This is a genomic window from Rhizobium sp. OAE497 (genome assembly GCF_040546565.1).
In the GTDB taxonomy this organism is placed as follows: Bacteria; Pseudomonadota; Alphaproteobacteria; order Rhizobiales; family Rhizobiaceae; genus Rhizobium.
Window position 1 is genome coordinate 906,756 of the sequence record NZ_JBEPOA010000001.1, and the last position, 20,073, is coordinate 926,828.

General features: G+C 63.1%; 23 protein-coding genes. 15 read left to right on the forward strand and 8 right to left on the reverse strand.

The genetic code is table 11. The annotated features are described in order from the left end of the window. Positions 1–57: 57 nt before the first annotated feature. Positions 58–1,383, reverse strand: a complete 1,326-nt coding sequence (locus ABIE40_RS04620) for a TIGR03808 family TAT-translocated repetitive protein (RefSeq protein WP_199626410.1) — start codon at positions 1,381–1,383, stop codon at positions 58–60. A gap of 240 nt (positions 1,384–1,623) precedes the next feature. Between ABIE40_RS04620 and ABIE40_RS04625 the strand changes: the two genes are divergently transcribed. From ABIE40_RS04625 to ABIE40_RS04660, 8 genes are all read left to right on the forward strand, one after another. Then, on the forward strand, positions 1,624–3,906 hold the full coding sequence (locus ABIE40_RS04625) for a sensor domain-containing protein (RefSeq protein ID WP_199626411.1): 2,283 nt from the start codon (positions 1,624–1,626) through the stop codon (positions 3,904–3,906). Between the two features lie 64 nt (positions 3,907–3,970). Next, positions 3,971–4,981: a ligase-associated DNA damage response exonuclease gene (locus ABIE40_RS04630; RefSeq protein ID WP_199626412.1), complete on the forward strand. Its 1,011-nt coding sequence runs from the start codon at positions 3,971–3,973 to the stop codon at positions 4,979–4,981. A gap of 217 nt (positions 4,982–5,198) precedes the next feature. Then, the gene (locus tag ABIE40_RS04635) at positions 5,199–6,827 is read left to right on the forward strand and encodes a cisplatin damage response ATP-dependent DNA ligase (protein ID WP_199626413.1); all 1,629 of its coding nucleotides are present in this window, start codon (positions 5,199–5,201) and stop codon (positions 6,825–6,827) included. 107 nt (positions 6,828–6,934) lie between these two features. Beyond that, positions 6,935–7,855, forward strand: coding sequence for an alpha/beta hydrolase family protein (locus ABIE40_RS04640; protein WP_199626414.1), 921 nt, complete (start codon positions 6,935–6,937; stop codon positions 7,853–7,855). Positions 7,856–7,899: 44 nt separating this feature from the next. Next, a complete protein-coding gene (locus ABIE40_RS04645) occupies positions 7,900–8,124 on the forward strand; it encodes a hypothetical protein (RefSeq protein WP_199626415.1) in 225 nt (74 codons plus the stop codon). Between the two features lie 39 nt (positions 8,125–8,163). Continuing rightward, positions 8,164–8,862 (forward strand): nucleotidyl transferase AbiEii/AbiGii toxin family protein, encoded by a 699-nt coding sequence (locus tag ABIE40_RS04650; RefSeq protein WP_199626416.1) that lies wholly within the window; start codon positions 8,164–8,166, stop codon positions 8,860–8,862. An 87-nt stretch (positions 8,863–8,949) separates the two neighbouring features. Beyond that, positions 8,950–9,831: a L,D-transpeptidase gene (locus ABIE40_RS04655; RefSeq protein ID WP_112719235.1), complete on the forward strand. Its 882-nt coding sequence runs from the start codon at positions 8,950–8,952 to the stop codon at positions 9,829–9,831. A gap of 180 nt (positions 9,832–10,011) precedes the next feature. Then, positions 10,012–10,728, forward strand: coding sequence for a L,D-transpeptidase (locus ABIE40_RS04660; RefSeq protein WP_112719234.1), 717 nt, complete (start codon positions 10,012–10,014; stop codon positions 10,726–10,728). Between the two features lie 105 nt (positions 10,729–10,833). Here ABIE40_RS04660 and ABIE40_RS04665 read toward each other — a convergent pair whose 3' ends face one another. Continuing rightward, a complete protein-coding gene (locus ABIE40_RS04665; protein WP_112719233.1) occupies positions 10,834–11,232 on the reverse strand; it encodes an ester cyclase in 399 nt (132 codons plus the stop codon). 297 nt (positions 11,233–11,529) lie between these two features. Here ABIE40_RS04665 and ABIE40_RS04670 point away from each other — a divergent pair, with 297 nt between their 5' ends. Then, positions 11,530–12,495, forward strand: a complete 966-nt coding sequence (locus tag ABIE40_RS04670) for a phytanoyl-CoA dioxygenase family protein (protein WP_199626417.1) — start codon at positions 11,530–11,532, stop codon at positions 12,493–12,495. Between the two features lie 16 nt (positions 12,496–12,511). Here the strand turns inward: ABIE40_RS04670 and ABIE40_RS04675 are convergent, their stop codons facing one another. Beyond that, the gene (locus ABIE40_RS04675; protein ID WP_199626418.1) at positions 12,512–13,006 is read right to left on the reverse strand and encodes a GNAT family N-acetyltransferase; all 495 of its coding nucleotides are present in this window, start codon (positions 13,004–13,006) and stop codon (positions 12,512–12,514) included. Positions 13,007–13,307: 301 nt separating this feature from the next. Between ABIE40_RS04675 and ABIE40_RS04680 the strand changes: the two genes are divergently transcribed. Beyond that, a complete protein-coding gene (locus ABIE40_RS04680) occupies positions 13,308–13,643 on the forward strand; it encodes a DUF8220 family protein (RefSeq protein WP_199626419.1) in 336 nt (111 codons plus the stop codon). A 121-nt stretch (positions 13,644–13,764) separates the two neighbouring features. On the opposite strand, the gene ABIE40_RS04685 is transcribed toward ABIE40_RS04680, so the two are convergent. From ABIE40_RS04685 to ABIE40_RS04700, 4 genes are all read right to left on the reverse strand, one after another. Beyond that, the gene (locus tag ABIE40_RS04685) at positions 13,765–13,956 is read right to left on the reverse strand and encodes a hypothetical protein (protein WP_199626420.1); all 192 of its coding nucleotides are present in this window, start codon (positions 13,954–13,956) and stop codon (positions 13,765–13,767) included. Positions 13,957–14,082: 126 nt separating this feature from the next. Further along, on the reverse strand, positions 14,083–14,631 hold the full coding sequence (locus ABIE40_RS04690) for a redoxin family protein (protein WP_199626421.1): 549 nt from the start codon (positions 14,629–14,631) through the stop codon (positions 14,083–14,085). A 150-nt stretch (positions 14,632–14,781) separates the two neighbouring features. Beyond that, on the reverse strand, positions 14,782–15,498 hold the full coding sequence (locus tag ABIE40_RS04695; protein WP_199626422.1) for a hypothetical protein: 717 nt from the start codon (positions 15,496–15,498) through the stop codon (positions 14,782–14,784). A 41-nt stretch (positions 15,499–15,539) separates the two neighbouring features. After that, complete coding sequence (locus tag ABIE40_RS04700; RefSeq protein ID WP_199626423.1) at positions 15,540–16,184, reverse strand: MarR family winged helix-turn-helix transcriptional regulator; 645 nt, start codon at positions 16,182–16,184, stop codon at positions 15,540–15,542. A 116-nt stretch (positions 16,185–16,300) separates the two neighbouring features. Here ABIE40_RS04700 and dmeR point away from each other — a divergent pair, with 116 nt between their 5' ends. From dmeR to bla, 3 genes are all read left to right on the forward strand, one after another. Next, entirely contained in the window at positions 16,301–16,573 is a 273-nt protein-coding gene (dmeR, locus tag ABIE40_RS04705) for a Ni(II)/Co(II)-sensing transcriptional repressor DmeR (RefSeq protein ID WP_199626424.1), read from the forward strand. A gap of 18 nt (positions 16,574–16,591) precedes the next feature. After that, positions 16,592–17,596: a CDF family Co(II)/Ni(II) efflux transporter DmeF gene (gene dmeF / locus ABIE40_RS04710; RefSeq protein WP_199626425.1), complete on the forward strand. Its 1,005-nt coding sequence runs from the start codon at positions 16,592–16,594 to the stop codon at positions 17,594–17,596. A 77-nt stretch (positions 17,597–17,673) separates the two neighbouring features. Then, on the forward strand, positions 17,674–18,561 hold the full coding sequence (gene bla / locus ABIE40_RS04715; protein WP_199626426.1) for a class A beta-lactamase: 888 nt from the start codon (positions 17,674–17,676) through the stop codon (positions 18,559–18,561). Positions 18,562–18,663: 102 nt separating this feature from the next. Here bla and ABIE40_RS04720 read toward each other — a convergent pair whose 3' ends face one another. Further along, positions 18,664–19,167 carry a hypothetical protein gene (locus ABIE40_RS04720; RefSeq protein ID WP_199626427.1) on the reverse strand — a complete coding sequence of 168 codons (504 nt, stop codon included), beginning with the start codon at positions 19,165–19,167 and terminating at the stop codon, positions 18,664–18,666. Between the two features lie 156 nt (positions 19,168–19,323). Here ABIE40_RS04720 and ABIE40_RS04725 point away from each other — a divergent pair, with 156 nt between their 5' ends. Continuing rightward, positions 19,324–19,566 (forward strand): type II toxin-antitoxin system VapB family antitoxin, encoded by a 243-nt coding sequence (locus tag ABIE40_RS04725; protein WP_199626428.1) that lies wholly within the window; start codon positions 19,324–19,326, stop codon positions 19,564–19,566. Positions 19,567–19,568: 2 nt separating this feature from the next. Further along, the gene (locus tag ABIE40_RS04730; protein WP_199626806.1) at positions 19,569–19,967 is read left to right on the forward strand and encodes a type II toxin-antitoxin system VapC family toxin; all 399 of its coding nucleotides are present in this window, start codon (positions 19,569–19,571) and stop codon (positions 19,965–19,967) included. The last annotated feature ends 106 nt before the right edge of the window (positions 19,968–20,073 follow it).

Here is a 20,073-nt window from a genome sequence, read left to right on the forward strand (position 1 = left end):
GCTGCCTGCGGAAAAGTGGCTGTGGCTGATGGACCGATGAAAGCTTTTGATATGTCGTCAGATGATGCGGTTTCGCTCGATCTGCAGATGCGGAAAGGCCTCGGCGCCCGCCTTCGCAAGCTCGCCCGTCTGCCGTTTCTCCCAGGCATAGCCGAAGACGGCGCCATCCTTCATCGCCTCGAAGACATTGTCCGAAATGATCGCCGTTCCCGCCCCGTCGGCAACCGAAACGGCGCAGCCGACGGCCGATTGCCGGATGACGTTTCCTGTCACCACCAGATTGCGGAGATAGGGACCCCAGCCGAGCTGCAGCGCCCAGTAAGGCGCGCCTTCTATGACATTGCCGGAGATCACCGTATCGGCTTCCGCGGCAATGCCGGTGCCGAAGGCGACGTCGGGCTTGTAGGGGCCGTCGAGCTTCAGATTGCGCACGACATTGCCGGTTATGCTGACGAGACGGCCACCCTCGTTGAAATTGGCAATCGAGATGCCGTTGGCCGCGCCATCGACGAGATTGCCTGACACCACAGCGCCCTGAAACGCAAACTCGACATAGATCGCCGTCTCGCCGGAGCGCAGGCATTGATTGGCGCTGATCTGCACGTTGTCGCCGGAATTGGCGCGGATGGCGGTGAAGGCGCAGTCGGAAATGTGGTTGTTGGCAACCATCACGCCACCGGCGCGGAACACGTTGATGCCATTGCCGTTTTCGCCGGTTCCGCCGTCATCGGCGCGAATGCGGGTGATGCGGTTTCCGGTGACGACGCTGTTGTCCTCGCCCTTGTCCCAGCGATGGATCAGGATGCCGCCATTGCCGCAGTCGCTCACCATGTTGCCGTCGATCGTCAGCCCCGCCGAATTGACGGCGAAGATGCCCGCCTGGCCTGAGCCGGAAAAGCGCGAGCGCTCCACCCGCCCGGCGCAGCGTTCCAGCCGCAGGCCGTGCTTGCCGCCGCCGCGGATCTCGCAATTGTCGATCGAGAGTGCGCCGATCCCCGTCAGCTGCAGAAGCCCGCCGTTCAGATCCTCCGCCGTGCCGCCGCCGCTTTCGATCGTGATGCCAGAAAGCTCGATCCGCTGCGCCCCTTCGGCAGAGTTCAGCGGCCCGGTATGGACGATGCGCGACGCGCCGGGAACGCCGGTGATCCTGATACGGTCGGGCAGCACGAGATTGGTCGCCTTGTAGGTTCCGGGCGGCAGGTAAAGCGGCGTATCGCTGCCGGCCGCCGTGTCGATCATCGCCTGCAGGTCGCTCTTCTTCATGCTGGAGGCATCGAGCGCGCCGCGCAGCGCCGGCGGCTTGCTGGCCGAAAGGGCAGGACGCGCAAAGGGGAGTGCCGCCGCCGTAGCAAGCAGTGCAAGTATAGCCCGGCGTTCAACCATGCGGCATCCTCTGGTTGCTATGGAACACATAGCTATTTCGGAACAAATGGATGTTTGTTTTTGGCACGAAAACCTTGCCTGTCAGTAACCGCAGGGCGCAAACGCAAACTCTTGTAGATGATTATTTGGCGCCCTTTCACCTTTCCATTTAAGCAAGCCGAAGGGAATGCGCATTAGCCTATTCGCAATTTCTATTGTCACTTTTACAGCGTACGGCCTGGGCCGGTTGGGAGCGTCGTCATGAACGAAATGAGTGCCAAACAATGGCAGTCTGACGGCGATCTTGCAGAAGAAACCAAACGTCTCGTTGTCGCCACCGAAGCGATGATGGCCGCCAACGCCCATCAGTCCGACGGCATCGAGAACGTCCGCCTCAAGGCGATCGTCCACGCGCTTCCCGATTTCCTCTACGTCAAGGATCGCGACAGCCGCTTCGTCTTCGCCAATGCCGTCGTCGCCCGCAGCCACAACTTCGAGAATGCCGCCGATATTGCCGGCAAGCGCGATTTCGATCTCTTCGAATTCGAGATGGCGCGGCGCTATTTCGATATCGAGCAGGAGATCATGTCGACGGGCGTTCCGGCGCTCGACATGGAAGAGATCATCCCGGTGCCCGGCCGCAAGCCGATGTGCCGCCTGACCTCGAAGATCCCGCTGCGCAACGATCGCGGCGAGGTGGTCGGCCTCATCGGCGTCTCCAGAGACATTACCGAGCGCAAGCGCCAGGAAGACCTGCGCCGCGGCCAGTCGGCTCTCCTCGAAATGATCGCCCGCAACGAGCCGCTGGAAATGATCCTCGAGGCGCTCGTTCTGCTCATCGAGGCCGAGCTCGATGGCGTCACCGGTTCCGTCCTGCTGCTCGACCGCGACGGCACCCGCCTTCATCATGGCGCCGCCCCGAACATGCCGAGCGCCTATAGCCGGATGATCGATGGCATCCCGATCGGCCCCAAGGTCGGTTCCTGCGGCACCGCCGCCTGGCGCGGCAAGACGGTCATCGTCTCCGATGTGCTCTCCGACCCGCTCTGGGAAGATTTCCGCGGCGTCGCCGCCGAATTCGGCTTCCGCTCCTGCTGGTCGGCGCCGGTCCTGACCTCGCAGAACAACGTGCTCGGCACCTTCGCGCTCTATTCCGATACGGTGCGCGAACCCAGTGAGCACGAGCGCGAAATGGTGGCCGTTGCCACCCATATCGCCGGCATCGCCATCGAGCGCAAACGCGTCGACGACCGCATCTATTTCATGGCCCATCACGACGACCTGACGGGCCTGCCGAACCGCGCCTTCCTGAAGGAGCGCATGGCAAAAACCCTGTTCCAGGCCGGCCGAAACAACCGCAAGGTCACCGTCGCCTATATCGACCTCGACAATTTCAAGGACATCAACGACAGCCACGGCCATGCCGCGGGCGACGAGGTTCTGAAGGAGATTGCCGCACGCATGGTCAATTGCGTGCGCGCTTCCGACATGGTCGTCCGTCTCGGCGGCGATGAGTTCCTCGTCGTCCTCGTCCATCAGTCCAGCCACGATGCCGGCATCCAGCGCCGCCTTCGCGAGCTGCAGAAGGCGCTGACCCGGCCGGTTATCCTTGATGGAACGGAATTCCCGGTCACCAGCAGCATCGGCGTTGCCGCCTTCCCCGCGGGCGGCAACACGCCGGAAGAGCTGATCGCCAATGCCGATCAGGCCATGTACCGGGCCAAGGAACTCGGCCGCAACAGGCTGCAATATCACAATCGCCAGCGCGACTACTGCGTCGATATCCCGCTGACCGAGGAAGAGGAACTGCGCCAGGCGATCGTCGCCGATCACCTCTGCCTGCATTACCAGCCGCAGGTCGCCGTCGTCTCCGGCCGCCTGACCGGCCTTGAGGCTCTGGTGCGCTGGAACCATCCGCAACGCGGCATGATCCCACCCGGCAATTTCATCCCGCTTGCGGAGGAAAGCGGCCTCATCATCCCGCTCGGTCTCTGGGTGCTGAACGAAGCCTGCCGCCAGGCGCGCGAATGGCAGGATCGCGGCCTGAAGCCCGTGACCGTCGCCGTCAATGTGTCCGCCAAGCAATTCGCCGACCCGGATTTCGCCGGCCACGTCCACGAAGCGCTGGAGCGTCACCGCCTCGATCCGCGCTGGCTGGAGCTGGAGCTCACCGAAAGCACCGTCATGCAGGATGTCGACAAGGCGATCGGCATCATGGGCCGCCTGCACCGGCTCGGCGTGCGCCTGTCGATCGACGATTTCGGCGCCGGCTATTCCAGCCTCGCGGCGCTGAAGACCTTCCCCTTCGACCGGCTGAAGATGGACCGCTCGCTGGTCGAGGCGCTGCCCGGCGACAAGACCGCCGTCGCCATCGCCTCGGCCGTCATCTCGCTCGCCCAGACCCTGCAGCTGACCGTCGTCGCCGAAGGCGTCGAGAGCGACGCACAGCTGGAATTCCTGCGCTGGGCAAAATGCGAGGAGGCCCAGGGCTTCCGCTTTGCCAAGCCGCTGCCGCCGGGCGACGTGGTGCGCATGTTCAAGTAGCGGGCGGCGCAATTTCCGCCCGCTACTGGCGCTTCGCGGCGATGCCGCTATCTTCCCTCGGATGATGCGACCCGACGCCCTGCTTTATCCCGCCCCCGAAGGGCTCTTCTGTCCAGAGGGCGGGTTCTATATCGATCCCGTACGACCGGTGGACCGGGCGCTCGTCACCCACGGACATTCCGATCACGCGCGCCCCGGCCACCGCCATGTGCTGGCAACGCGCCAGACGCTCGATATCATGCGGCTGCGCTACGGCGAGGATTTTGCCGGCAGCGAGCAGGCCGCCGCCTTCGGCGAGGAAATCTCCGTCAACGGCGTCAAGGTGAGCTTCCATCCAGCCGGCCACATCCTCGGCTCGGCGCAGATCGCGGTCGTGAAGAACGGCACCCGCATCGTCGCTTCCGGCGATTACAAGCGCCGCCCCGACCCGACCTGCGCCGCCTACGAACCGGTGCCCTGCGACGTCTTCATCACCGAGGCGACCTTCGGCCTGCCGGTCTTCCATCACCCGGACCCTATGGACGAGATCGGCAAGGTCTTCGCGTCGCTGCGCCAGTTTCCCGAGCGCACCCACCTGATCGGCGCCTATGCGCTCGGCAAGGCCCAGCGCGTCATCCGCCTGCTGCGCGATGCCGGTTACGACGAGCCGATCTATATCCACGGCGCCATGGAGCGGCTCTGCGATTACTATCAGGGGCAGGGGATCGATCTCGGAGAGTTGCTGCCCGCCACTGTCGAAGGCCGCGACAAATCCGCCTTCAAGGGCGCCATCGTCGTCGGCCCGTCATCGGCCTTCGCCGACCGCTGGGCCCGCCGCTTCCACGAACCGCTCCCCGCTTTTGCCTCCGGCTGGATGATGGTCCGCCAGCGCGCCAAACAGAACGGCGTCGAACTGCCGCTCGTGATTTCCGACCATTGCGACTGGCCGGAACTGACCGAAACGATCACCGAACTGCACCCGGCGGAAGTCTGGGTCACCCACGGCCGCGAGGAGGCGCTGGTGCGCTGGTGCGAGCTGCAGGGCGTCAAGGCCAAGCCGCTGCATCTGGTGGGTTATGAGGATGAGGGGGATTGATGGAGCTCATGTCCGTCGGCCATCGTGCCTCGCCAGCCCCCCTCTGCCCTGCCGGGCATCTCCCCCACAGGTGGGGAGATCGGCTGGGCGCACCCGCTCGCTCCAATCTGAATTGTTTGGGGAGACCCTCACCACGAGTCGATCTCCCCCCTTGTGGGGGAGATGTCCGGCAGGACAGAGGGGGGTACCACACCCAGAGTTCCGGCGGCCCCCACCCATGAAACCCTTCGCCGACCTCCTCGACCGTCTCGTCCTCACCCCCTCGCGAAACGGCAAGCTCAAGCTGCTCACCGACTATTTCCGCGACACGCCGGACCCGGACCGCGGCTACGGCCTTGCCGCCATCGCCGGCACGCTCGAGGTCCGTAACGTCAAGCCCGCCATGCTACGCGAACTGGTGCTGGAACGCATGGACGAGGTGCTGTTCCGCTATTCCTACGATTATGTCGGCGATCTCGCCGAGACCATTTCGCTGGTCTGGGACAACGAGAAGGATATCGAGCGCTCTGCGCTTGCCCAGCCGCGTCTGGGTGAGGTGATCAGCCAGATGAACGCGCTCGGGCGCACCGAAGTGCGCAGCTGTGTCCGCGATCTCCTCGACCGGCTCGATGCCTCCGGCCGCTTCGCCTTCATCAAGCTCGCCACCGGGGCGCTGCGCATCGGCGTCTCCGCCCGCCTCGCCAAGCAGGCGCTCGCCGATCTCGGGGCGAAGGATGTCACCGAAATCGAGACGCTCTGGCACGGCCTCGAACCGCCCTACGAATCGCTATTCGCATGGCTGGAAGGCAAGGGCGGCAAGCCGGTTCTGGCGACGCCGGCGATCTTCCACTCCGTCATGCTCGCCAATCCCGTTGAGGAAGGCGATCTCGCCAATCTCGATCCGAAAGACTATGCCGCCGAGTGGAAATGGGACGGCATCCGCGTCCAGCTCTCGCGCTCCGGCGACACGCGAAAAATCTATTCCCGCTCCGGTGACGACATCTCCGGCGCCTTCCCCGATGTCCTCGATGCCATCAGCTTCAACGGCGTCGTCGACGGCGAATTGCTGGTCGGCGGCACCGCCCGCTCCAACAGCCCGACCCGCACCTTCTCCGACCTGCAGCAGCGCCTGAATCGCAAGACGGTGACCGGCAAGATGCTCGAGGAATACCCCGCCTTCATCCGCGCCTACGACCTGCTCTTCGACGGCGAGGAGGATGTGCGCGGCACCGTCTACACCGAGCGCCGCGACCGCCTCTCGGAGATTATCGAACAGGCGCCGCACGACCGCTTCGATCTCTCGCCGCTCGTCGATTTCTCCACCTGGGAGGAGCTCGACGGGCTGCGCTCCACGCCCCCCGATCCGGTCATCGAAGGCGTGATGATCAAGCGGAAAGACAGCGTCTACCAGGCCGGCCGCATGAAGGGGCCGTGGTTCAAGTGGAAGCGTAACCCCTATAATGTCGATGCCGTGCTGATGTATGCGCAGCGCGGCCACGGCAAGCGCTCCAGCTATTATTCCGATTTCACTTTCGGCGTCTGGGCCGAGATGCCGGATGGAGAACAGCTGGTGCCCGTCGGCAAGGCCTATTTCGGCTTCACCGATCAGGAGCTCGAAGTGCTCGACAAGTTCGTGCGCAACAACACGACCGAGCGTTTCGGCCCGGTCCGCGCCGTGCGCGCCGACAAGGAGTTCGGCTTCGTCGTCGAGGTCGCCTTCGAGGGAATCAACCGCTCGACCCGGCATAAATCCGGGGTGGCGATGCGCTTCCCGCGCATCTCGCGTCTCAGGCCCGACAAGCCGAGCTACGAGGCCGACCGGCTGGAAACGCTGGTCGCCATGATCGACGCCAGGGCGGCGGAATGACGCGCCTGCGCAAAATGCCGCAGGGTCACATTTTCAACACAATGTGTATTGGTTGTCATTGCATTTGCAGGCACATTTTAGCGGCCGGGTACATAGAGTGCTGAACAATGACCGATGACCAGAATGCCTTCTTCCGTCAGCGCCGCTCGGTTCTTGCGGGCATTGCCGGAACCCTGCTGCTGCCGGGCATGGCCCGCGCTTTCGACGTTCCCGCAAAGCCCAAGCTGATCTCCCACGACTACGCCAAGGTCCGCAGCCATTTCCGCACCAGGCTGCTGCAGAAAGGCCCGGCGCCGGACAAGTACGAAACCCTCGTGGCACCCGCCGATGGCGACCAGATCTTCTACCGCTCGGGGGCGGGCAGTGAACTGGAACTGCGCGCCTGGGTCAGCAAATATACCCGCACCCGCCAGCCCAAACCCGCCGTCCTCTTCCTGCATGGCGGCAATGCCATGGGCATGGGCCATTGGGTGCTGATGAAGCCCTATATGGATGCCGGTTTCGTGGTGATGATGCCGTCGCTGCGCGGCGAAAACGGCCAGATGGGCAATTTCTCCGGCTTCTACGACGAAGTCGATGACGTGCTCTCCGCCGCCGACCGCATGGCGCATCTGCCTGGTGTCGACCAGAATCGCCTGTTCATCGCCGGCCACAGCATCGGCGGCACGCTGACCATGCTGGCGGCGATGTCGACCCACAAGTTCCGCGCCGCAGCCCCGATCTCCGGCAATCCGGACGCCTTCCGCTTCTTCAACCGCTACCCGCAGGATATCCGCTTCGACGACAGCAACGAGCGGGAATTCGAGGTCCGTACCGCGCTCTGCTACGCCGAAAGCTTCAAATGCCCGGTCCGCGTCGTCCACGGTACGGAAGAGGAGCATTTCAACGACCGCGCCGACCTGCTCGCGCGCCGCGCGCGGCGCGCCAACATCCGCATCGAAACCGATACGGTCGCCGGCAACCACACCTCAGCACTCCCCGCCGAGATCGCCCAGAGCATCCACTTCTTCCAGGGCGTGGCGGCGTAAAGGCACGCCTTCAAATTCCAGGGCCACCGCCCTATAATGAAGGAATGGCAGACCGGATCGCACGCGAGATCATTCCGAACGAGTTTCCCGAGCTCAAGATGCTCGCCTGGAACCGCGATACCGCACGCCCCATTCCCGCCGATGAGGCCTATGCGCTTTACGAGCGCAATTGGCGTTTCGTAGATGCGAGCGCGCTAACGGAAGCCGAGGCGGAGCTGATCCGCGGTCTCACCCGCGCCTATGGCAATGGCGTGCTTCTGGTATCCTGATTTTCGCTTTCTTTATCGTTGGTGGGTAAACTGCGCTCGATGGAATTCAAGCGGCAAGAACATCGCACGATCGCCGAAGCTTTATCGCTGCTCGACCGTGATCTCTTCCTGGACAGCCAATGCTGGTTCGCGGGCGGGACGGCGATTGTCATGCTGCTCGGAGAATACCGCCTGTCGCTGGATGTCGACTTCCTGTGCGCGGATGCGGATGGCTACCGGCGCCTGCGCGGCGCGGCGGTAGAGAAGGGGCTGCCGGCCTTCTTCGGTCCACCGGTTTCGCCGATTCGCGAGTTTCGTGCCGATCAATATGGGATACGCACGGTCTTCGGTATCAATGGCCAGCAGATTCGCTTCGAGATCGTTCGCGAAGCGCGCATTCATTTGGCGGGCGCGCTCCATGCGGGGTTGAACGTGCCTGTGCTCGCCGTCGAAGACATGTTCACGGAAAAGCTGCTCGCCAATGCCGATCGGTGCCAGGATCGCGCGGTTGCCTATCGCGACGCTTTCGATCTCGGAATGCTCCTCGGCGCCTATGGCGCATTTCCTGACGCATCGGTTGTCAAGGCGGAACAGGCTTATGGCGCTGATATCGGGCGCAAAATGCTCTGGGTCACCGGCAAGCTTGCCGATGCCGCAGAGTTGCGCCGTGCGGCCGAAGTCCTGCAGATGGACCCCGAACTGGCGATCGCCGCCATCGACAGATTGCGCGCCGAGGCTGCTCGCCTCTGGCAGATCTGAACGCCCCCGACACCAGCTTCACGCCAGCCGCAAATGCCATCCTTCCGGCAGATATGTTTCTCTGCCGATTTCGATAAGGGTGGATTTATGGAATTCTTGCGCCGGGTGCTGCCTCTTGCCGGGCTTGCTGTTGCTGCCTTGTCTCTTGCTGGCTGCAACGTGCTGATCCCCGATACCGGCGCCACCGATCCCGCCCGTTTCGTGCAGGAGACTGCGCCGGTCTTCTATCAGCCGGGCACCAATCCCAATCGTGTCCGCCCGATCGATGCGCCGGTGCCGCAGCGGCCCGGCGTTCCGGCGACGATCTACAATCAGAGCTACGGCATTCCCGGCCGCACCTTGGGCGCCACCGATCCGGGTGTCACCTACGGCATCCCGAGTGCGGCATCCAGCCGGACCTACGGCCTGCCGGTCAGCAATCCGGTCAGCGTCGCCATGTATGCCGAAAAGCAGGATGGCGATTTCCGGCTGCCGGCCATTCCCGTCAGCCGCGTCAGTTCCGAGTACCTGCGCCAAGAAGTCGATTATCCGAGCAACGAAAAGCCCGGCACGATCGTTGTGGATACCCGGACCAAACACCTCTATCTCATCGAGCCTAATGGCAAGGCGATGCGCTACGGCGTCGGTCTCGGCCGCGAGGGCTATGCCTGGTCGGGCCGTGGCGTGATCCAGTGGAAGCAGAAATGGCCGCGCTGGACGCCGCCCGACGAAATGGTCCAGCGCCAGCCCGACGTGCGCTCTTTCTCCGCCGAGAACGGCGGCATGAATCCCGGCCTCGGCAATCCGCTCGGCGCCCGCGCCATGTATATTTTCCATGACGGCAAGGACACGCTCTACCGCATCCACGGCACGCCCGAATGGCAGTCGATCGGCAAGGCGACCTCTTCCGGCTGTGTACGCATGCTGAACCAGGATGTCGTCGATCTCTACGACCGGGTTTCCGCCAAAGCTGAGATCGTGGTGATGTAGCAGCGCAACAGCGCCACCGATATCGTGCGCTCACTGCTGGACAAGACTTCGTGAAGCTATGGTTTATTTAGCTGGGGCCGATAGATTTCAAAGAGACGTTCATTGCGTCGAATGAATCAAACGGGGACCGGCCTGCCGTTACGGGCCGGTTCCGCGTCAGAAGGAAGTCCCTCCCAGGCCATGAGCTTCGAAAAACCTCTTTCCCGCCGCAGCTTTCTGTCTTTCTCGGCATTGACCGCGGCCTCCGCGCTCGCCGGCTGCGCTTCCACATCTAGTGCCCCGGGCGTCCAGCCCGTAGCCTTCCGCGTTCCGCGGCTCTTCCAGACGACGCCGGCCCCCACGGATGCCGAACTGGAAGTCATGTATGGTCCGATCGAAGACGGCGGCTTCCTGATCCCCGCCGTTCCCTATCAGCAGATCGATCCGCGCTTCTACCGCCAGCAGGTCATCGACCCCACCGGCCAGGCGCCGGGGACGATCGTCGTCGATACGCCCTCGCGCTTCCTCTATCTCGTCCAGCCGGGCGGCACGGCGATGCGCTACGGCGTCGGCATCGGCCGCGAAGGCTTTGCCTGGTCCGGCAACGGCGTGATCCAGTGGAAGCAGAAATGGCCGCGCTGGAAGCCACCGAATGAGATGGTCGCCCGCCAGCCGGAGCTCACCAAGTATTCGATCGCCAACGGCGGCATGGAGCCGGGCCTGAAAAACCCGCTGGGCGCGCGTGCGCTCTACATCTTCTCCAATGGCGAAGACACGCTCTACCGCCTGCACGGCAATCCGGAATGGCGCTCGATCGGCAAGGCCGTCTCCAGCGGCTGCGTCCGCCTGCTGAACCAGGACATCATCGACCTCTACGACCGCGTGCCGCAGAAGACCCCGATCGTCGTCTGGCAGTAAGCAATTGCTGTCGCGTCGGCGGCGGCGAACGCCCGAAGCGCAAGCGCAGGGCAGCCACATAAGAAAGCACTCCAAGCCCGCTTGGGGTGCTTTTCATTTATATCCTCAAGCGCCCAGCTGCGCCTCGATCGCTGCCTTGTCGATCACCGACCAGACCGCGCGCACCTTCCCGTCCTCGAAGCGGTAGAAGACATTCTCCGCAAAGACGATGCGCCTGCCATTCACCGGCAGTCCCATGAACTCCCCCACTGGGGCGCAATCGAAGGCGAGCCGCGCCGCGATATGCGGCGGGTCGGAGATCAGGAGGTCGATGGTGAAGCGCAGGTCGGGGATTTCCCGGTAATCCTTCTCCAGCATGGCGCGATACCCGGAAAGCCCAAGCGGCCGGCCGTTATGTTCCGCGTCGGGATGGACGAAGCGCCCGAGCTGCGCCCAATCCTGCGCGTTCAGGCAATCGATATAGCCGCGGTAGAGCGCTGCCAGCTGTTCTTTCGTCTCGCTCACGCTTTTCTCCTCAGGACTGCGCCGATCTCCAGGGGTTAATCCGAAAGAAGTATCGAGGTTCCCGTCTTCTTCGGCAAAGCTTGGCGAAGGCAGTCGACAGAGAAGGTTGCAAGTCGATCCATCGTCGCGTCATGGTTATATTTGGTTTCGAAAAGTATAGCCATTTTCATATCAACAAAGAAATGCCGCATTGCAGCACAATCTTTCCTGCGCTGCTCAATACTTGCCGCCCTGGCAAGCTCTCGTCCGCGACTGACTGAAGAACACTCTGATCTTCCGAAAGAAAAGGATAGTTGAATGCACGGCATGTCTGTCTCCTCGTCGAATGATCTTGAAGCCGTCGCCCGCAAGGGTGGCAAGCTGCGCCGCATGGCGGTGCGCATCCCGACCTATCTCGCCGATATCAGGGAAAATCCGGCCTGGTTGCCGATGTTTCTTCTGGCGCGCACCATTCCCGGCCGCCGCGCCCATTGGCTGACGGCCAAGCGCGTCAATGACGGTCCGCAGGTGCTGCCGTCGCTGTTTGCGGGTGTCGAGGTGGATGATGTCGTGGACAGCCTCAGGGGAGAGGGGCTGTTTTCGGGGCTTGTCCTGCCAGGCCATATCCACCGCGAGATCGCCGGTTTTGCCGCGGAGACGCCGTGCTTCGGCAATTTCGACCGCCGCCTGGAATTTCGCGCATCCGAGCATCGCGATGCCGAGAAGCGCTTCGGCCGCGCGCTCCTGAGCGGCCATCATTTCGAACGCGCGCTGGATTGCGATGCCGTGCTCGCCGTGCAGAAGGACCCGCTGCTGTCTGCGGTCGCCCGGCGTTATCTCGGCGCCCAGGCGCAGCTCATCACCACCCGGATCTGGTGGAGCTTCCCGACCGAAGCCAGCGAAGCAGACCGCAGCCTTGCCTCGCTCGACAAGTATCACTTCGATCTCGACGACTGGCGGATGCTGAAATTCTTCTTCTATCTCGTCGATGTCGACGAGAACACCGGTCCGCATATCTATGTCAGGGGCAGCCACAAACGGCGCCGGATGAAGCACCAGCTGACATTGCTCGTCGGCCACCCGGCCGATGAGATCCTCGATTATTACGGCAGTGACAGCGCGGTAACGCTGACCGGCAAGGCCGGACAGGGCTTCGTCGAAGATCCGTTCGGTTTCCACATGGGCACGGTGCCGAAAACAGCGCCGCGGCTGATGATGGAAGTCGGCTTCGGCGTCTCGAAGCCGTCCCGGCGCCGTTTCCACGGCGAGCCGGTGATCCGCTGAAAAGCCTTGCTGGCGCTCAGGCGAGCGCCTGCATGTAGCGCATGCCGGTGACCGGGCGCGCCGTGAAATCCATGTACTGGTAGAAGCGGTGCGCCTGGATATTGCCGGTCGCGGCGCTGACGGAAAGGTAGTCGCAGCCGGCGGTCTTCGCCGTCTCGCGGGCGCGGTTGACGAGATGCTGGCCGATGCCATGGCCGCGATGGCCGTCGCGCACGAAAAGATGGTGCAGGTCCATGCCCCGCTTGCCTTCCTGGGCGCGGTAGAGCGGGCAGAGAATGGCGTAGCCGATCAAGCCCTCGTCGGTCTCGGCCACCAGCGCGGTGATCCACGGAACCGGGCCGAAGAGATCGCGCTCCAACTGCTCCGGCGTTGATCCTGCGGCATCGCCGTGATGCAGCGCCAGGAGGCTGATCATTTCGTTGAGTTCGGGCAGATCGCGCGGCTTTGCCGTGCGGATCGTCACCACGGGCGCCCGTATCAATGAGATTTCGCTGTCTTCGATTTCAATCATGGCCTTCGCGTCCTTTTCTATTTCTGCCGTCAGGACGCTGCCGATACAACAAAGCCGCCTGACGGCGGCTTGTTGACAATATGATCTGTCGAGCCGCCCCTTACAGGTACAGCCAAAAATACGTGCTGGTGATGTGCGCGTTCTTGATCATGGGATGATAGATTCTCCAGATCGCGGATTTTGTCAATGGCACTTTCGGTGCATGGCGGTACGGCCTTTATTCCTTTGGCCGCCGGACAGGTGAATTTTTCCTATTCGATCAACCGTTGCCGCTTCCATCGCTTACTGTCACGATATTGCTATGAAGAATATCCTGATCGTTGACGGTGCTCGAAATGCCACTTTCAGTGTGTTCCAAGCCAATGAGCAGGAATACGCCATCATCTTTCCGAGCGGGCAAGACATGGAGCTGATCGAAGATCTGATCGCACGGATCGGTGATGATGAAGCCGGCCGGCTGCTGGCGCCGATTTGGGAACGGCCTATCCTCAAGCGGGAGGCAATGGGAATCCACGGGACGCTGTTCTTCGACAATCAGGCCACACAGCGAATAATGCCGCCATCAAAGCGCGAGGTTGATTGGGACGATGCTTCGATCAACCAAGCGCAAAGGCTTCTATTCTCTCAACACCGCTGAGCGCGCCAAACAGCTTTGGGCCGCGTTTCGACATGCTATTCATCCTAACAAAACACATAGATCAGCCCGGCGATCGCCGCGATGCAGATGAGGGCGAGTGTGCCGCGTTCGATCCGGCCGCTCATCGCGGCCACCAGGCGGCGAGCGAGGAGAGGCTGAAGATCAGGGCGACGGCGAGGGTGATTGCGCACCAACCGAGCGCCCGGCGGACGGATTGCGGCAGGCGCCGCAGCGCCGGTTCGATTTGTGCCGGAGCGGCTGATGCCACCGCTTCGGCCTTTACTTCCTGCTGTTCATCCCCGGAATTCTCCATCGGGAGACCTCGCATCGCCGCTCGGTGTCAGCCGCTGCATCCCCATGAAAACGCGCCGGTAGGGATGGTACACTGCCGGTGCCGGTCTGGCTTTTGCATTTGACATGTCGGCGCCGGAAATCGGCGTCAGCGTTCGGACACTCCGCAGCGCCCATCCGCACAGCCATCACTGCCGCCCGCGCGCTCACCGGCATCCTTCACCGGTGCCGCCAGCGCCATGGCGATCCTGGCGCCGACGGCCATGTCGTCTTCGACGCCGAAGGCCTGGTGCAGGATCGTGCCGTCGCGGCCGATGAGGACGGAAGAGGGGGTGCCGCGCAACCCGTAGCGGCGCATGGTGACGGGAATGTCCGACTGGCCGTCGGTCTGATCGACGCCGATGGGCGAGGTCAGCCGGTATTCGTGGATGAAGGCCTTCAGCGTCACCGGCGTCATCGCCTCATGGTGCTCGAAGACGGTGTGGAGGCCGATGACCTGCAGGTCGGTATGGCCGAAGAGCCGCTCGATGCGGCGCACCTGCGGCAGGCTTTCGGATACGCAGCCCGGGCAGAGAAGCTGGAAGCTGTGGAGATAGATCACCCGTCCGCGCAAGCCTTCGAGGGTCAGTGGCGTCCTGGTGTTGAACCATTGGCTGACGGCGAGTTCCGGCGCGGCAATAGCGGTTTCGTTCGGCATTGCTGAAATCCTTTCGTGAGCCGGCCCGCCCCGGCGCAGTTGCAAACGGCGCATGCGGGGGAGTAAGTCTGGGCGGCTTTCTCTTTTCCATTTGCCTGGAGAGAGGAACATGCCGGTCCGTCGATGGCAGTTGGCGGACCGGCGCCTTCCTTACTTGGCGGGCATGACCTTGCCGGGCAGGCTGAGATTGCCCGAGGCGACCTTGAAGACATTGTCGACGCAAAGCAGCGGCGAGTGCAGGTTGCCGTTGATCTTCAGACCAGCCGTCACGCCGTCATAGGACGCGCCCTTGATGCCGCCGATCAAGGACAGTGGGATGGTGACGTCGACCGTATCGCCCTTCAGCGCCGTCGGATATTCCGGGCTGTCGATCAGAAGCGGCACGCCCGGCCAGGTGACCGGCAGCTTCGGCTTGCTGCCTTCGGGGATATCGCTGACCTTCAGCCCGCCAGCGCAGGCCTTGTCTTCATTCAGTACCACCCAATGCGGATGCCAGACGGAGCGGTTCTTCTTGCCATAGGCGGCATCGTCGAAATCCGGATGGAAGGTGACGGCGAGGGCCACGATCCCCTTGTCCCTCTCGAAGCCGATATCGCCGCTGTTGAGCGAGGTCGGCCAGACATAGGCATAGACGCCCGATCCCTCGAATTTCCCCGTCGCCGCGGGCTTTTCGCTGCCGGCTTCGCCGCGCACGCGGGTCGAGAAGGTGGCGCTGTCCCTGGTCGTGGTGATCCGCGTCTCGATGATGTCGAATGCCGCCTTCACCTTGTCGTCCGGCTTGGCATGCACGGAGTGGGCTGCGGCGAAATTCGGCGCGAGCGCCAGCGTTCCGGCGATCAGCGCGCCGGTCAGTATAGGCCTGAACATGGTCGGTTCCTTTCCTGTTCCTGTTTGCCTGGAGAGCCTGCCTATCCCTTTTGAAAGGCGTCCCAGGTGGCAGCCCGGGTTGCCGGATCGGCAGTTTCATGTTCACGGCAATCGACGCGGAAATCGCGTTGGCCGAAGGCCGCATTCACGAAGTCGCAATGATGCGGCCTGGCCGCGTCATCGTGCTGGTAGGGGCGGAAATAGCGGCAGGTGGCGCACATGCGCTGCGCCGGTATCGCCTCGGCCTCCTGGAGATGCCGGATCATCTTGACGATCGACATCAGCAAATCTTCCTGTTCACCGGCGGGAAGCGCCCGCGCCGCCGCTGCCGCCGATCCCTCGGCCGCACTCGCCTCGGCCAGGATCGCCCGTCCCGCAGCGCTCACCACCACGGCCGCCGCGCGCTTGTCGCCCGCGGCCGCTGCCTTCTCCGCATAGCCCTTGCGCTCCAGCGCTGCGATCGAATCCGTCGCTGTCGGCTGCGAGACGCCGAGATGAACGGCGATCTCCTTCACCCGTACCGGCCGGTCGCGGCCGGCGAGGTAATCGAGGATCGCAAGCTGCGTCGGCTTCAGGCCGGTCGCTTCGGCGCGCGTCCAGTCGTCGCTGCGCATGGCGGCTGCCAGGCGCGCCAGGCCTTCGCTGATGCGGTGTGAGATCGGGGTCGGGTCAGATGGCGTTTCCATGATGCTTATATATAGGAGTCCTATATAAATTCAAGATGGACCTGCGGCAGCTTGGCTCTTTCGTAAAGGTGCATCTCCATGATAGGATACCCCCCTATATTAAATCGAGAGTAGACATGTCCCACACCCATCACCAGAAAAAGAAGCTGATCGCCCGCATCAGCCGCCTCAAGGGCCAGCTCGAGGCTGTCGAGCGCGCGCTGGAGGCCGAGCGGCCCTGCGGCGATATCCTGCAGCTGCTGGCCTCGATCCGCGGTGCATTGAACGGGCTGACCGGCGAGGTGCTGGACGATCACCTGCATGAACACGTCCTGCACGCCGCCGACGAGAAGGCGCGGGCAGAGGCGGTGGAAGAGATTTCCGAAGTGCTGCGGACCTATATCCGCTGACGAGTTGAGGACTGCGCAATGACTGCGAACACGCTTGAACATGATCACGTCTTCCTGGGCGCCGATCACGACCGCAACGAACGCCGCATCTGGCTGGTGATCGCGCTGACGGCGGTGATGATGGTCGTCGAGATCGGGGCGGGGACCTATTACGGCTCGATGGCGCTGGTTGCCGATGGCTGGCACATGTCCACCCATGCAAGCGCGCTGCTGATCTCGGCCTGCGCCTATCTCTATGCCCGCAAGCAGGCCCATAACCCGCGCTTCACCTTCGGCACCGGCAAGCTCGGCGATCTCGCCGGTTTCGCGAGCGCCATCATCCTGGCGCTGATCGCGCTGTTGATGGCCTGGGAGAGCTTCCTGCGCATCACCCATCCCGTGCCGATCAGCTTTGCACAGGCGATCGGCGTTGCCGTCGCCGGTCTCGCCGTCAATCTCGCCAGCGCTTGGCTGCTGCGCGGTGAGGGCCATCATCACGGCCATGCTAGTGGCCACGGCCACAGCCATGGCCACGATCACGGTCACCACCACCACGGGGATCACGCCCAACAAGGGCACGCCCATCCCGGCCCCGGAAATCACGGCCACGGCGCCGACAACAACATGCGCGCCGCCTACATTCATGTCATCGCCGATGCGTTGACCTCGGTCCTCGCTATTGCCGCACTTGCGCTCGGGAGCGTCTATGGCTGGCTGTGGCTCGATCCGTTGATGGGCATTGTCGGCGGCGTCATCATCGCCCAGTGGTCCTACGGCCTGATGAAATCCTCCGGCCGCGTGCTGCTCGATGCGATGGAAGAGAACGAGGATCTGCCCGGCGAAATCCGCCAGGCGATCGAAACCGGCGGCGACCGCATCACCGACCTGCATGTCTGGCAGGTCGGCCCCGGCCACCACGCGGCGATCGTCGCCCTCGTCAGCGCCGATCCGCAGGCGCCCGAAGTCTACAAGGCCAAGCTCGAGGCACTCGGCGAATTGTCGCATGTGACCGTAGAGGTCAGCCGCGCAAGGGCTGCAGCCTGATATCTTTTTTGGCGCGGCGACATCGCGCCACAATCGCTCCTTAATTCTGTCCTCCGGTGATTCTGCCGGAGGATTTCATGCCCATTGCCCTGACCCGCCGGAGCCTGCTGATAGGCTCTGCGCTTCTCTATCCCGCCGTCATGCTGGTGCCGGGAGCGCGGGCCGATGACGACGATGTCGACCAGCAGCTGGCGGCACTCGAAAAGCGCACGGGTGGGCGCCTCGGCGTCTCGGTCATGGATACCGGCACCAATGTCAGCTTCTCCAATCGCGAGACCGAGCGCTTCCCGCTGCTCAGCACCTTCAAGGTCCTGGCCTCCGGCATGGTGCTCGCCCGGATTGACAAGGGCGAGGAAAATCTCGAACGCCGCGTCACCTACGATCAGGACAAGATCGTCACCTATTCGCCGGAAACCGAAAAGCATGTCGGCGCCGAAGGCATGACCGTCGGCGAGCTCTGCAAGGCGGCTATTACGCTTAGCGACAACACCGCGGGCAACCTGCTGCTCGAAAGCCTCGGCGGCCCGGAAGAGCTGACCAAATGGCTGCGCTCGATCGGCGACACCTCGACCCGCCTCGACCGTATCGAGACCGCGCTCAACGAGGGCAAGAAGGACGACCCGCGCGACACGACGACGCCGGATGCGATGCTGGATACGCTCGGCAATCTGACCATTGGCTCGGTGCTGTCGGAGCCCTCGCGCACGCAGCTGATCGACTGGATGGTGGCGAATACCACGGGTGCCGCCCGCCTGCGCGCTGGCCTCCCCGAAGAGTGGAAGATCGGCGACAAGACCGGCACGGGCAATAACGGCTCGGCCGCCGATATCGCCGTACTCTGGCCGGAGGAAAGCGGCTCGCCGATCCTCGTCGCCACCTATATCGCCGAGGCGACGGCGCCGGTTTCCGAGCTCAATCAGGTCTTTGCCGAAGTCGCCAAGATCGCCGCCGGCATGCTGCAATAATCAATTCCGTCAAAGCGATACGGCGGAGATGTGAATCTCCGCCGTATCGACTTGAATCGGATTATGAAGGGGCGTCGGGCTGTGCCGATCGGCCCGGACCGGTCAGCCCGAGGTGGGCTGGTTGTCGGATGCTGTCTGCGGCACGTCTGCCGTCGCCTGGCTGCCCTTGCCGTCGTCGTCGATGCCGGTAAGCTGCTTCTTGATCGCATCGGCGATCTGCTTTTCGATCGCCGCCCGGGCGTCCGGATCCATCGCCTTGAGGCTCTCTTCGCTGAGGCCCATCTGGTCGAGAATGCTTTTGCGGATCTTCTCCGCCGGCGTCATGTTGGCGTAGTCCTGGAATTCCTGAAGCAGCGCATCGTGCTTCTGCTTGGCCTCGACATCGGCGTCCGTCTCTTGCGCGATCGTCGTATCCGATGCCGTCTGCATCGACCACATCACGCTGGAGATCGAAGGCGCCGTATAGCTCGGCGCTATCCCGCCACCGACTTCACGCGCAGAGCTCTCGGCCTGCATCGGCGCGTTCTGCTGTTGCTGCTTGGCGCGCTGGTCGCCGGAAAGATTGTAGGGATTGAAAAGGCTTAGAACACTGCCGCTGATTTCCATGAAAAGGACTCCCTCAAAGATTGCGCAGACCATCGGCGCGGAAACATGCGCGAAGCTGGATTTGCTTATTTAAGGTTGTGCTGAAAAGGTGGATGGCTAGGTTTGCTGACAGCGGGTGAGGGGTGTGGTATATCCCTTTTACGGAAAGGATATCCCATGGCTCTCTACGTCAAGGATGAGGAAGTCGGGCGGCTTGTCGAGCGGCTGGCGAAGGCCCGGCGGCAGACCAAGACCGAAGTGTTGCGGCAGGTCCTGCAGAAGGAAATCGAGCGAGAGGGCATCAAGCCTTCGCTTGTCGAAAAGGGCATGGAGTTTGCCCGCAAGCTCAGAGCGAAAGGCAACCCCGCAGCCGGCCAGCCTGCCGGCAAGGCCTTCATCGATAACCTCTACGAGGACTGATGATGTTCGTCGACGCATCGGCCCTGACCGCCATCCTGACATCCGAGGAGGATGGCCCAGACTTGCTCGCCCGCCTGCAATCAGGCAGTCGCCGCCTCACGTCGCCGCTTGCCGTCTGGGAAACGGCAATCGCCGTCGCCCGCATCCTCGGCCTCGATGTGGCGGACGCCCACCAGGCAGTCGAAGACTTCCTGCAGCTCGCCGCAATAGAGGTCATCGCCGTTCCGGCAGAAACCCGCCACGCCGCCATCACCGCCTATGCTCGCTACGGCAAATCACGCCACCCGGCAGCCCTGAATTTCGGCGATTGCTTCGCCTATGCCTGCGCCCGTGCACAGCGCGTGCCGCTTCTCTACAAGGGGGATGACTTCGCGCAGACGGATATTGAGGCTGTGCTTTGACTGGGTGAAATCAGCGCCCGGAGCCCCCTCATCCGCCCGTTGGGCACCTTCTCCCCGCTGGGGAGAAGGGAATGCCGTCGATGCCTCTTGTGCCAACTTCCCCTCT